The sequence below is a fragment of the Bradyrhizobium sp. YR681 genome (genome assembly GCF_000282615.1).
Classification (GTDB): Bacteria; Pseudomonadota; Alphaproteobacteria; order Rhizobiales; family Xanthobacteraceae; genus Bradyrhizobium.
This window is the reverse complement of the sequence record NZ_AKIY01000269.1, coordinates 1-11,746: the sequence shown is the minus strand read 5'-3', so window position 1 is coordinate 11,746 and position 11,746 is coordinate 1. Positions and strand designations below refer to the sequence as shown.

13 protein-coding genes are annotated in these 11,746 nt (G+C 65.6%); 9 read left to right on the top strand and 4 right to left on the bottom strand.

The genetic code is table 11. The features are described 5' to 3' along the window. The 5 genes from PMI42_RS29670 to PMI42_RS40180 all read left to right on the top strand — a co-directional run. Positions 1-952: TRAP transporter large permease (locus PMI42_RS29670; RefSeq protein ID WP_008141364.1), on the top strand; the 952-nt coding region annotated here is incomplete at its 5' end. 30 nt (positions 953-982) lie between these two features. Then, complete coding sequence (locus PMI42_RS29665; protein WP_008141359.1) at positions 983-1,465, top strand: type II 3-dehydroquinate dehydratase; 483 nt, start codon at positions 983-985, stop codon at positions 1,463-1,465. Between the two features lie 16 nt (positions 1,466-1,481). Beyond that, complete coding sequence (locus tag PMI42_RS29660; protein WP_008141357.1) at positions 1,482-2,138, top strand: hypothetical protein; 657 nt, start codon at positions 1,482-1,484, stop codon at positions 2,136-2,138. Between the two features lie 95 nt (positions 2,139-2,233). Then, complete coding sequence (locus PMI42_RS29655; protein WP_008141354.1) at positions 2,234-3,952, top strand: FAD-dependent oxidoreductase; 1,719 nt, start codon at positions 2,234-2,236, stop codon at positions 3,950-3,952. Positions 3,953-3,999: 47 nt separating this feature from the next. Beyond that, positions 4,000-4,173, top strand: a complete 174-nt coding sequence (locus tag PMI42_RS40180) for a hypothetical protein (protein ID WP_193376362.1) — start codon at positions 4,000-4,002, stop codon at positions 4,171-4,173. Between the two features lie 67 nt (positions 4,174-4,240). Here the strand turns inward: PMI42_RS40180 and PMI42_RS40175 are convergent, their stop codons facing one another. Further along, positions 4,241-4,408, bottom strand: a complete 168-nt coding sequence (locus tag PMI42_RS40175) for a hypothetical protein (protein WP_193376361.1) — start codon at positions 4,406-4,408, stop codon at positions 4,241-4,243. A gap of 12 nt (positions 4,409-4,420) precedes the next feature. Then, on the bottom strand, positions 4,421-5,305 hold the full coding sequence (locus PMI42_RS29650) for a hypothetical protein (protein ID WP_008141351.1): 885 nt from the start codon (positions 5,303-5,305) through the stop codon (positions 4,421-4,423). Between the two features lie 296 nt (positions 5,306-5,601). Here PMI42_RS29650 and PMI42_RS29645 point away from each other — a divergent pair, with 296 nt between their 5' ends. The 3 genes from PMI42_RS29645 to PMI42_RS29640 all read left to right on the top strand — a co-directional run bounded on the left by PMI42_RS29645 (position 5,602) and on the right by PMI42_RS29640 (position 7,106). Beyond that, on the top strand, positions 5,602-6,210 hold the full coding sequence (locus PMI42_RS29645; RefSeq protein WP_008141350.1) for a cysteine hydrolase family protein: 609 nt from the start codon (positions 5,602-5,604) through the stop codon (positions 6,208-6,210). Between the two features lie 468 nt (positions 6,211-6,678). Then, a complete protein-coding gene (locus PMI42_RS40170; protein ID WP_008141347.1) occupies positions 6,679-6,852 on the top strand; it encodes a hypothetical protein in 174 nt (57 codons plus the stop codon). A 38-nt stretch (positions 6,853-6,890) separates the two neighbouring features. Then, positions 6,891-7,106, top strand: a complete 216-nt coding sequence (locus tag PMI42_RS29640) for a hypothetical protein (RefSeq protein WP_008141345.1) — start codon at positions 6,891-6,893, stop codon at positions 7,104-7,106. A 107-nt stretch (positions 7,107-7,213) separates the two neighbouring features. On the opposite strand, the gene PMI42_RS29635 is transcribed toward PMI42_RS29640, so the two are convergent. Beyond that, the gene (locus tag PMI42_RS29635; RefSeq protein WP_035967002.1) at positions 7,214-7,603 is read right to left on the bottom strand and encodes a hypothetical protein; all 390 of its coding nucleotides are present in this window, start codon (positions 7,601-7,603) and stop codon (positions 7,214-7,216) included. Between PMI42_RS29635 and PMI42_RS29630 the strand changes: the two genes are divergently transcribed. Continuing rightward, a complete protein-coding gene (locus tag PMI42_RS29630) occupies positions 7,602-10,703 on the top strand; it encodes a DEAD/DEAH box helicase (RefSeq protein ID WP_035967000.1) in 3,102 nt (1,033 codons plus the stop codon). The genes PMI42_RS29635 and PMI42_RS29630 overlap by 2 nt on opposite strands. A 31-nt stretch (positions 10,704-10,734) precedes the next feature. Here the strand turns inward: PMI42_RS29630 and PMI42_RS29625 are convergent. Continuing rightward, positions 10,735-11,746 (bottom strand): amidohydrolase (locus tag PMI42_RS29625; RefSeq protein WP_008141341.1); only part of this gene is annotated, 1,012 nt, incomplete at its 5' end.

The window sequence follows — 11,746 nt, the reverse complement described above, 5'->3', positions numbered from 1 at the left end:
GGCGCCAGCCGATGCAGCGGCGCTTGCGGCCCTGCTGGTGCCCATGATGGTGGCGGCGGGGCACAAGAAGTCCTATGCGGCGGGCCTCGTGGCCGCGGGCGGCATCATTGCCCCCGTCATCCCGCCCAGCATCGGCTTCGTCATCTTCGGCGTCGCAGCCGGCGTCTCGATCTCGAAGCTGTTTCTGGCCGGCATCGTGCCCGGGCTGCTGCTCGGCGCGGGGCTCTGCATGGCGTGGGCGTGGGTGGTGCGGAAAGAGAACCTGACGCCGCCGCCGCGGGCCTCGTGGTCCGAGATCGTCAAGGCCGTGGTCGACGGGTTCTGGGCGCTGATGTTGCCGCTCATCATCGTGGTCGGCCTGCGTTTCGGCATCTTCACGCCGACCGAGGCCGCGGTGGTGGTCGCCGTCTACTCCCTGTTCGTGGCGACCTGCATCTACCGGGAGCTGAAACTGTCGCAGCTCTACGCGATCTTCGTCTCCTCTGCCGTGACGACGAGCATCGTCATGTTCCTGGTCGCCGCGGCGCTGGTATCGTCCTGGCTCATCACCGTGTCCGAGATATCCGCACAGGTCGTGACCCTGCTGAAGCCCTTCATGGGCAACAACACGCTGCTGATGCTCGCGATCATGGTCGTGGTTGTCATCGTGGGGACGGCGCTCGACATGACGCCGACGATCCTCATTCTCACGCCGATCCTGACGCCGATCATCAAGGCGGCGGGCATCGACCCCGTCTATTTCGGCGTCCTCTTCATCATCAACAACGCCATCGGCCTGATCACGCCGCCGGTGGGCATCGTGCTCAACGTCGTCTGCGGCGTCTCCAGGATCAGCATGGAGGACATCGTCAAGGGCGTCTGGCCCTTCATGATCGCGCAGCTGATCGTCCTGTTCGCGATGGTATTGTTTCCGGGACTGGTGACGATCCCGGCAAAATGGTTCGGCGGCTAGTCGTATCGGACACAATGCAAGGAGAAGACAATGGCCGCGAAAATCATGATCCTCAACGGACCCAATCTCAACTTTCTCGGCATCAGGGAGCCGCATATCTACGGCCGGACGACGCTGAAGGAGATCGAGGCCAGCTGCGAGGCGCTCGCCGGCCAGCTCGGCGTCTCGATCGCGTTCCACCAGTCCAACATGGAGGGCGAGCTTGTCGGCCTGATCCAGTCCGCGCACGGCAACGCGGATGCGATCATCATCAACCCGGCGGGCTATTCCTTCACGTCGATCGCGCTGATCGACGCGCTCAAGATCTTCGAGGGGATCAAGATCGAGCTGCACATCTCGAACATCCATGCCCGCGACGAGCTGCACCGCCACTCCATCACGTCGGGTGCCTGCACGTCGGTCATCTGCGGCCTCGGCCCCTACGGCTATCTCGCCGCGATGCTGGCGGCCGTCCAGAAGCTCGGGCAATTGCCTGACACGATCCCGCCGGCCCTTCACGGGCTCAAGACCTAAGCTGAAGGAGAACGCCATGCGCGGAGCGGGATTTCTTGCCATCTGGAGCGACGTCGAGGCGCACGATCTCACCGATTACCGGCACTGGCTGACCCGCGAGCACACCACCGAGCGCGTCACGACCAGGGGCTTTCTGGCATCGCGGGTTTTTCGCGCGGCACGGGACGACATCAATCGCTTCTTCATCCTGTACGAGCTTGATGCACCCGAGGTCCTTGACGGCGAGGCTTATCTCGCGCGCCTCAACGCGCCGACGCCGTGGTCGCAACGCATCATGCCGAAACTCGGCAATTTCATGCGGGGCGGGGGCGTCATGGTCGCGCGCGCGGGGCGAGGCGAGGGAGCCACGATCATGGCGCTGCGGATCGAGACGTTGCCTGGCGATCCGCAAAAGCTGGCCGGGGCGCTCGCTGCAGGCGACGGGGTCGCGGCCGTGCAGATCGGAGCGACCGACGAGGCGCGGACGTCGGTGCCGACGGCTGAAAAGGGCATGCGGAGCAACGAGGGTTTCTTCGCGGGGCTACTGATCATCGAGGCGCTCGACGTGGCGTCCTTGCAGGCTGCGTTCCGCAAGGCTGCCGAGATCGCGCCGGATGTCTTGAGCCGTGCCAGCGATCCGGAAATCTATCACGCGATGTTTTCGCTCGACGCCCGCATTGCGGATTTCGGATGATGACGGCATTCTCGCTTGCGTCGTTGGGCTCGTGCGCGGCGATGCCGGACGATGTGACGATAGCATCAAGGTTCCGACCACCATGGTGACTTCGGATGCCGGGTGTTGAGCGCTCGTGGGACGTCGAGACCGATCTCCTCGTGATCGGAGCCGGGGCGGCCGGGATGACGGCAGCCCTGGTGGGCGCGCTCGAAGGGCTCGATGTCCTGCTCTGCGAGAAGTCGGACATGGTGGGCGGCACGACCGCAACCTCGGCCGGCACTGTCTGGATTCCCGGAAGCAGCCAGAGCCGGCGCGCGGGGATGCCCGACTCGGTCGAAGCGGCGCGGATCTATCTTGCGGCGCTGCTGGGCGAGCGCGCGATTGACGAGCGATTGGATACGTTCCTCAAGGCCGGGCCCGTCGTGCTCGACTATCTCGAACGGAAGTCGAGTGTGCGGTTTACGGCGCCGCCGGTGCATCCCGACTACAGAGACCTTCCTGGAGCAGCGACGGGCGGTCGCGCGCTGGGCGCCGTTCCGTTCGACGGCCGCGAGCTGGGGGACGACTTTGCCCACATCAGGCCGCCACGCCGGGAATTCATGATTCTCGGTGGCATGATGGTCGGAAAGCAGGATATTCCCGCGCTGCTCGCGCCATTGCGGACCTGGTCGAATCTCCGGCACGTCATCGGCATCCTCGTCCGGCATGCGCTGGATCGGTTTCGCTACCGGCGCGGAACACGCCTGCTCATGGGCAACGCTCTCGTCGCAAGACTGTTCGACAGCATCCGCCGCGCCGGCGTCCGCCTGCGCTACCAAACGGAGCTGAGGGAGCTCATCATCGTCGGCGACGAAGTCGTTGGTGCCGCCGTCTCGTCTCCAGCCGGGGCGTTGGCGGTTCGTGCCCGCAAGGGCGTGGTGCTTGCGACCGGAGGCATCGGCTGGAGCCGCGAGCTTCGCGAGAGGCTGTTGCCGGAGGCGGCGCGCCGCTATTCGCTCGCGCCGTCGTCCAACACCGGCGACGGCATCCTCGCGGCCGAGCGGGCCAACGCCGTCGTCGAGAGCGGGCCCGGGAGCCCGGCGCTGTGGATGCCGAGCTCGGTCATGACGCAAGCGGACGGCCATGTGTCGGTGTTTCCGCACATCATGCTCGATCGCGCCAGGCCGGGACTGCTTGCCGTCGATCAGGCGGGCCGCCGCTTCGTGAATGAAGCCGATTCCTACCACGATTTCGTCGAAGCGATGTTGCGCCCGCATGCGTCCGGCTCGCCGGCAACGCCGGCCTTCCTGATCTGCGATCGGCTCTTCATCAGGGATTACGGTATCGGCCTGGTTCATCCCGGGACCAGGAATTTGGACAGGTTCCTGAAGGCCCGATATTTGATCAAGGGTGCAACCATCGAGGCCCTGGCCGACAAGATCGGTGTCGACGGCCGTCAGCTGGTCCAAACGGTCGAGCGATATAATCACCATGCCGAACGCGGCGTCGACGAAGATTTCGGCCGGGGCGCGAGCGAGCTGAACCGCTTCAACGGTGATCCCCTGATCCAGCCCAATCCCTGCCTGCGGCGGATCGGTCCCGGGCCGTATTACGCGGTCGCCGTATGGCCGTCCGATCTTGCCGGCAGCGCCGGCTTGCGCACCGATTCAGCCGCTCGGGTTCTGACGCGCGACGGAGCGGTGATACCCGGCCTCTACGCCGCCGGGACCGATTCATGCTCGATCTTTCGCGGCACCTATCCCGGGCCCGGCACGGTGATCGGCCCCGCTATCGTCTTCGGATGGCTGGCCGCCATGAATGCAGCGGGGACTTTGCCCGGGGATCTCGCGTAGCGAGACATTTTCGCGGCTGCGGCGTCCAGGCGTTGGTCGGCGCGTGCATGGAGGAGATTTTCGTTGAGCATCTCCATCGTCATCAATACCATGGCAAGGTATTGATCGAAAAAGCATTCGACCGAAATGGCGGGATGGCAGCTGGTTCAAACGATCCGGACGAAGGCAGTCGCCGCACCCGTGCATCGGCTTCGACAACCGCGCCGCCTTTCATCGCATGACGGATCACCTGCTGTCCCTCTGTCACCGCGCGAGAGTTTTGGACTCTGATGAGGCCGGCGGCTGGCGTCAGTCGTCGTGGCTGAGATCGTCCGGCTTCGCCAGACCGAGCGTGCCGCCGTCGCCGTGCACGAGATCCCGTTCTGCACCATCCGTCTGGTCGGCGTCATGCATGATGGCCCGCTGCGTTTCGCGTTCAGCGTCTTTGCGAGGCTCGGCCTCTCGTGGTTTCTGCACGCGGGACTCCCGCTAGGGCATCGGCCGCGGTGCCGTCGTTCGGCGCCGAGACCACCGGTTTGAGTGAAGCATCCAATCCGAGATGGGCGCACCGTCTCGATGTCGCCCACCGGCGGCAGCTCCGGCCCAGGCCGCGACGGCGCCGAACAGCAACGCCGCGGCGGCAGAAAATGCCACGATGATGCTTGCCGCGCGTGCTCGCGAAATTGCGCTCCTGGCATTGGCGATTGTCGTGTCAACCCGCCTTTCCGCATCCGGCGCAGCGAGGCCGGTCAGAGCAGTGACCTGCTGAATGAGATAGGCCCTGTCGTCCGTCGCAACGCCGTTATGGCTGGAAGACGTCATCAGGATCCGCGCGGCCTCGGCGCGCTCTGCGGTCAGGTCGACGTTCGGCGGCCGGCGCGGTGCGCGAAACAGATGATCGAGTTCGTAGCTCAGGACCGATGGTTCGGTCGACGACGGCGGCTGGGTGACCGATGCCGGCCTGTTCGAGGCCCAGGCAACCAGCGCGACAAGGACAGCACCGATCAGGACTGCCAGCGCCCATGAGGCAACGCCATGCAGCCCGTCGCGGCTTTCGGTATCCTCTGCGGCGGAGACATAGGGAATTCTGACACGCCCCGCGAAATAGCCGCCGCAGCCGAAGCTTATGAGGGCCTGGAAGATCAGATAGATACCCGAGAGCAACCAGAGCGCGAAGGACGCATCCCGCCATGTCGGCGCCGTCGAGGCGACGCCGAGACCGAGAGCCGTCGCGAACGAAAGCATGATGAGCGAAAGCGCTGACGCTGCAATGGCACCGGCAACGATCGGGGTCCATTGCAGTCCCCACGGTTCGCCCCCGACAGCCGCGCGTATCGTTGCCTCATGGGCTGCAACAGGCGTTTCCATTGTCATGGCAATCCTACCGCAGGCCGAACAAGGATAAGACGAACATGATGATCACGATCAAGCCTACAAGGTAGATGATCCCGTCCATGCTGGGTCCTCCAATTTGTGGCGTGACAATTCGAGCTGTCGGCGGTGGTTCCTAATGTGCAGTGCGGTAATCCTGATGAATTGCTGCGAAAGCTGCACGGACCCGCGCAGGATCATTGTGGAGCGTCTTCGTGATCCGCTCAGGAACGGAACTTGCGGCCTGAATTTGATGTCACAGACAGTTCTGATTGCCTGGCGATGCCCGAGAGAAGACCATGAGGGACGAGAGGTCGACCGTAAGCCAGATCCGGCATGCCGTTCATCTCTGTATCGATATGCAGAACATTTTTGCGCCGGGAGGGATGTGGGAAACCCCCTGGATGGAAAGGGTTTTGCCGACCATTGCGGCGATCGTCTCGCGCCATCAGGCCAGAACGATTTTCACGCGCTTCATCACGCCGCATTCACCGGAAGAGCGGCCCGGCCAATGGCAGAGCTATTTTCAGCGATGGCGGCAGGCAACCCGAAGCCGTCTGCCGTCGTCGGCTCTCGATCTCGTGCCGTCGCTGGCGTGCTTTGTTCCGCCAGCCCGAGTGGTCGACAAGCCGGCCTATTCGGCGTTCAGCAATTCAGCCTTGACGAACATGCTGGTTGAAAAGGGCGTAGGCACGGTGGTGGTGTCAGGCGCTGAGACCGATGTCTGCGTTCTCTCGACGGTGTTGAGCGCGGTCGATCTCGGCTTCAGGGTCGTGATCGTCGAGGACGCGCTGTGCAGCTCGTCCGATGTCGGGCACGACGCGCTGATGACGATGTACCGCACCCGCTTCCACGGTCAGGTCGATCTCGTGACGGCGGACGAGTTGACGGAGTTCTGGCGCGAGTAGGATGCGAAGCTCTCGCGGCTTGAAGCTCTCGCGGCTTGGAGGCTGCACGCGCCGGGAACAGGTCAGATGTCAGCGCGTACCGATGCGTTGGTGTCGTGGGCAGAAACCGGAAAAATGCCTCACGTCCATCGTCCCCGTTGCGTCCGGTTGTCACCCGGCGGTGCCCGAAATCAACATTGCCAGGGCGGCTTGGTTGCTATTCGCGCAGTTTGGAACCGCACTTGGCGCCCCGGGTTGGACGAATTGCACCAACTGGTCAAGGAACGGGAATGACGGTGCCGGACGTGCGCAAAGGGAATGCCACGCCACGTCGCACCTTGCACTTGATGGGACCGCGGGTTTCAGCACGAGATGCTGAACGTGGCGCGCGCGCCTCGGCAAAGCGGTCCGACTGGCGCGAAACGGGCGGCTTGATGAGCCCGGCGCGGGCCTGAAGATCCGAATCCCAAATAACGGAAAGGGCGGCAGATGTTGGAAGAAAAACTCAAGGAAGCCATCGTCGGTGAGCTGAAGCGTCAGGCCGCCAATCGGCCGCAGGCGTTGAAGGTCGAGCGCTCCTCCGAAGAGCTGGTCGTCAACGGCAAGATCGATCTCGGCGATCTGGTGATGGTGATTGCGGGCTCCGTTGCCGGCGGGCCGTAGCGCGTCCCTTCCGGGTCAGTCAGGCAGGAGCAAAACCGATGTATGCGCTGTTCGAAGGCGACAAGCAGATCGGCGATCCGTTTCCCACCGAGAAAGAGGTTTGGGAGGCTGCGCTGATCGAAGGATTGGTCACCGACGTTCCGGTGGCGGATGAGGAGGGCGGCCAGCTTCTCCCGGCCGGATATCACGTCGGGCGGGTGGAGGAGATCTGCGAGCCGCGTCCTGACTGGAAGCTGCCCCGCGAAATCTCGTGAGGGGCTCGCGCGCGCCGACGCGATTCGTGTGATGATCGCGTCCTTGACAGCACCGCCATGATGCCGCAGCGTGCGACGCATCACGCCGCGCCCCGCAATCCGGTCTATCACAGTACCGCCTCATCGAAACATGGCGAGAGCACCGTGGTGTCGGGCGGATCCACGCTGCTGAACGCGTGCGTTCGCACGGCAAATCCCATATGCATGGCGACGGACCGCCGAATCGGGGCGGGCTCGGCTCGCGTGCCATCGATGACTGTTGACGATTTGAGACTGATAAACGTGCGGCATTCCACAAAAAAGCGGCCGGCCAAAAAGTCGGGAGACAAGCTCTCGCGGAGCAAGAACGCGCCCGCCGGGACGTCGCTGAAGAAGACGTCACTGAAGACTATTTCGCCAAAGCAGAGCTCGCGCAAAAACCCGCCACGCAAGAGCCCGCCGACGAAGAGCAGGGCGGTGCAGCGCGCGACCGTCTCGTCGTCGTCGCCCCTCGGCATGATGGCGCTGCATCTGCTTGCGCAATACCAGCTGTCCGGCCGCAGCGGCCTGGTGTTCCTCGCCGAGAGCGAGAACAGGGCGGAGCGGCTCGGTAGCATCATTCATGGCCTCGATCCGTCCTGCGAGGTCCTGGTGTTTCCGCGCCTGAACACCTTGCCGTTCGATCAGCTGGAACCGTCTCACGAGATCGCGGGCCGGCGCGCCTCCGTGCTGCGACGCCTGGCCAGATCCAAAAAGCCGATCTTTCTGATCTCGACGGCGGAAGCCGTGATGGAGCGCCTGCCCGCGCCGGCGAGCCTGCTCCGCCTCAACGCCAGCCTGAAGGTTGGTGGCACGTTCTCGGAAGCCGAGCTTCGTGGGCGGCTGGAGTCCCTTGGCTACGATCTGGAGGACGAGCCGGATTATCCGGGCGGCGCCCTGTTCCACGGGCAGACCTTCGAGATATTCCCCGCAGGCGCGCTCGGCCCGTTCCGGATCGAGCATTCGGGGCGCACCATCAGCCGGATCGTGGCGTTCGACCCGCACGAGCACGAGGTCATTTTCGAGACCAGGGAGCTTCTGGTCGATCCCATGTCGGAGCGGCTCGCCATCGCCGGCCGCGGCAAGCGCGCGACGCTGTTCGACTATTGCGGGCGCGCCAAATGGATCGCGGATGCCGGCGTCCCGCTGCACGCCGACGCCTGGCTGGGCACGATCGAGGACGCCGGGGCGCGCGCGGACAGGGAGCGCGAATATCTGGGAACGCGCGACTGGAAGCAGGCGACCAGGGGCATGAAGGTGCTGCCGCCGACGGCGCCATTCCAGCCGACGCCGGAGTTCTCGAAGCTGACATCGTCGCGCAAGGCCCTGCGTGCCTTCGTCGAGGAGACGCACCGGGCGGGCTCACGCCTGATCTTCGTCGCCGCGCAGGAAGAGGATCTGCGCGCCATGGAGCGGATGAGCGGCGTGAAGGCGGAGCGCTGCGCGGACTGGAAGGAGGCGGCCGACGCACGTGGCGAAGCGGCGCTGCTGGCCGATCTCGACGCCGGCTTCGTCATTCCCGGCCGCAAGCCGGTCGTCGTCCTGACCGCGTCAGACGTGCTCGGCAGCAGGGCCCATCATCCGCAGCCGATGGCGCGCAGCTTGAGCGCGGCCTTCGATCATGCCGACGTGCCGGAGCAGGGCACGGTAGTCGTTCACCTCCAGCGTGGCCTCGCCGTGCTCGATGGCTTGCAGACCGTGAACACCGGCGGCGGCGCGATGCGCGAGATGGTCAGGCTGGTGTTCGCAGGCAACAATGCCGCGCTCGTGCCGCCGCCCGATCTTGCCGTGATGTGGCCCTATTCGACCGAGCTCGGCAAGCTGGCGCTCGACAAGGCGGATGGCAGCACCTGGTGGGCGCGGCGCACCTCGGCCGAGCGCGAGATCCAGCTCGCCGGCAAGGTGCTCGCCAAGCACATCAGCCAGCGCCGGCGGAAGCGGGCTGCCAGGCTGGTGCCGCCGGGCTCGGCCTACGAGAAATTCGTCGCGCGCTTTCCCTACTTCACGACGGTCGATCAGGCCAAGGCGATCCATGACGTGCTCGACGATCTCGCATCCGGCCATCCGATGGACCGGGTGATCTGCGGCGACGTCGGGTTCGGCAAGACCGAGGTGGCGCTGCGCGCCGCGGCCGCCGTGGTGCTCTCCGGAAAGCAGGTGGCGATTGCGGTGCCGACGACGGTGCTGGCACGGCAGCATGTCGCGACCTTCCGCAGGCGCTTTGCCCCGTTCGACATCGAGGTCGGCAACATGTCGCGCGCGACATCAGGTGCGGAAATGCGCCAGACCAAGGAGGCCTTGCGCAGCGGCCGGATGCAGATCGTGGTCGGGACCCAGGCGCTCGCCTCGAAGGACGTGAAATTCGACGATCTCGGCCTCGTCATCATCGATGAGGAGCAGCATTTCGGCGCGGCCGAGAAGGCCAAGCTTTCGGGACTGGCCAGGAATGTCCATACGCTGTGGATGAGCGCGACGCCGATCCCGCGGACTCTCGCCGCGGGCCTTGCCGGCTTCCGCGACCTCAGCATCATCGCCTCGCCGCCGGTGCACCGGCTTCCGGTCGCCACCAGGATCGCGCCCCTGTCGGATGCGGCGATCGCCTCGGCGTTGCTGCGCGAGCAGCGGCGTCACGGCCAGAGTTTCCTGATCTGTCCGCGCATCCAGGACCTGGAGCCGATGCTGGCACGCGTTCAGGCGGTGGCCCCCGATCTGCGCATCGTCTGTCTCCACGGCAAATTGCCCGCCGACGAGATCGACGACCGCATGATGAGCTTCGTCGAGGGCAAGGCCGACGTTCTGCTTGCGACCAACATCGTGGAAAGCGGCCTCGACATCCCGCGCGCGAACACGATCGTGGTCTGCTGGCCGGAAAAATTCGGCCTCGCCCAGCTGCACCAGCTGCGCGGACGGGTCGGCCGCAGCGGCATCCGCGCCTTCGCCCATTTGCTGACGGAGACGGGCTCCGAGCAGTCCGAGAAGCGCCTCGCCGTGCTCGAGGAGTTCAGCCGGCCGGGCGCGGGCTTTGCCATCAGCGAGCGTGATCTGGATCTGCGCGGTGCGGGCGATCTGTTTTCGGAGCAGCAATCCGGCCATGTCCAGGTGTTCGGGCCGGTGCTCTACAGCCATCTCCTGAAGATGGCGTCCGAGAAGGTCGACGGCGGTCGGGTCGAGATGTGGGTGCCGGATCTCAATCTGCCGGTCGCGGACATGCTTCCCGAGACTTATGTGCAGTCGGAGCCGGTGCGGCTCGAGCTCTACGCCCGTGCGGCACGGTGCGGGAGCGAGGACGAGCTCGACGATCTCGAGGATGAAATGTCCCGCCGCTTCGGGCAATTGCCGAAGGGCGCCCGCGATTTCTTCGCGGCGGCGCGGCTCAGGCTCGATTGCAGGCGGCGGGGCATCGTTCGCCTGGACGTCGGTGTTGCCGCGGTGGCCGCGACATTCCTGCCGGGCCGCCTGCGGAAATCCCGCGGCCGATCGCTGCAACGCGACGGCGACCGCGTCGTCTATCACAGCCAGATGCGCGACGCCCCGTTCGACCGGGTCGAGGAATTGTTCGAGCTGCTCGACGAGGCGTGATGGCGGCGGCCGGAGCGCCGGCCGCGCATTGCTAATTGGCGCTCAGCGCCGTCTTTGCGATCTCGGCCATCCAGCTGGATGCGACCGGGAGGATCGCGTCGTTGAAATCGTAGCGCGGGCCGTGCAGCTCGGCACCGTCGCGCAATTCGCCATTGCCGATCCAGACGAAGGCGCCGGGCCGGTGCGCCAGATAGAAGGCGAAATCCTCCCCGGCCATGCTGGGCGCGAGATCGCGGCGCACCTCGGCCTGCACCCTCTCGCCGGCGAGGCGCGCAAGGCTCGCCTCGGCCGGGGTGTTGATCACCACGCCGACGCCCATGACGATCTCGGGCGTCACCCTGACGCCGAAACTCGTGGCGATGCCGTCGCAGATCTCGCCGATCCGCGCCACGATGGTCTCCTTCACCGCTTCGCGGTGATAGCGCAGGGTGCCGCCGATCGTGACGCGTCCCGCGATCTGGTTGCGCGCCGTGCCGCCCTCGAGCGTGCAGAGCGAGAGCACGGCGGTGTCGAGCGGATCGATGCTGCGCGACACGACCGATTGCAATGCCACGATGAGGTGGCCCGCGGCCATCACCGGATCGCGGGTCAGATGCGGCATGCCGGCATGGCCGGCATGGCCGTCGATGGTGATGCTGATGCGGCCGCCGGAGGCCATCACGACGCCGTCATGGACCGCGATGGTGCCGGCCGCGAGTCCCGGCCAGTTGTGGAAACCGAACACCCGCGTCATCGGAAAGCGCTCGAACAGGCCTGCGCCGACCATCGCGCGCGCGCCGCCAAGTCCTTCCTCGGCCGGCTGGAAGATGAAATCGACCGTGCCGCTCCAGCTGGTGTCGGCGGCGAGCAGCGCGGCCGCGCCGAGCAGCGAGGCGGTGTGCCCGTCATGGCCGCAGGCATGCATCACGCCCGGCGTGGTCGAGGCGTAGGGCAGGCCGGTGTCCTCGGTGATCGGCAGCGCATCCATGTCGGCGCGCAGGCCGACCCGGCCCTGCGCAGACCCGCGCGTCAAGGTGGCGACGACGCCGTGGCCGGGGGCCCAG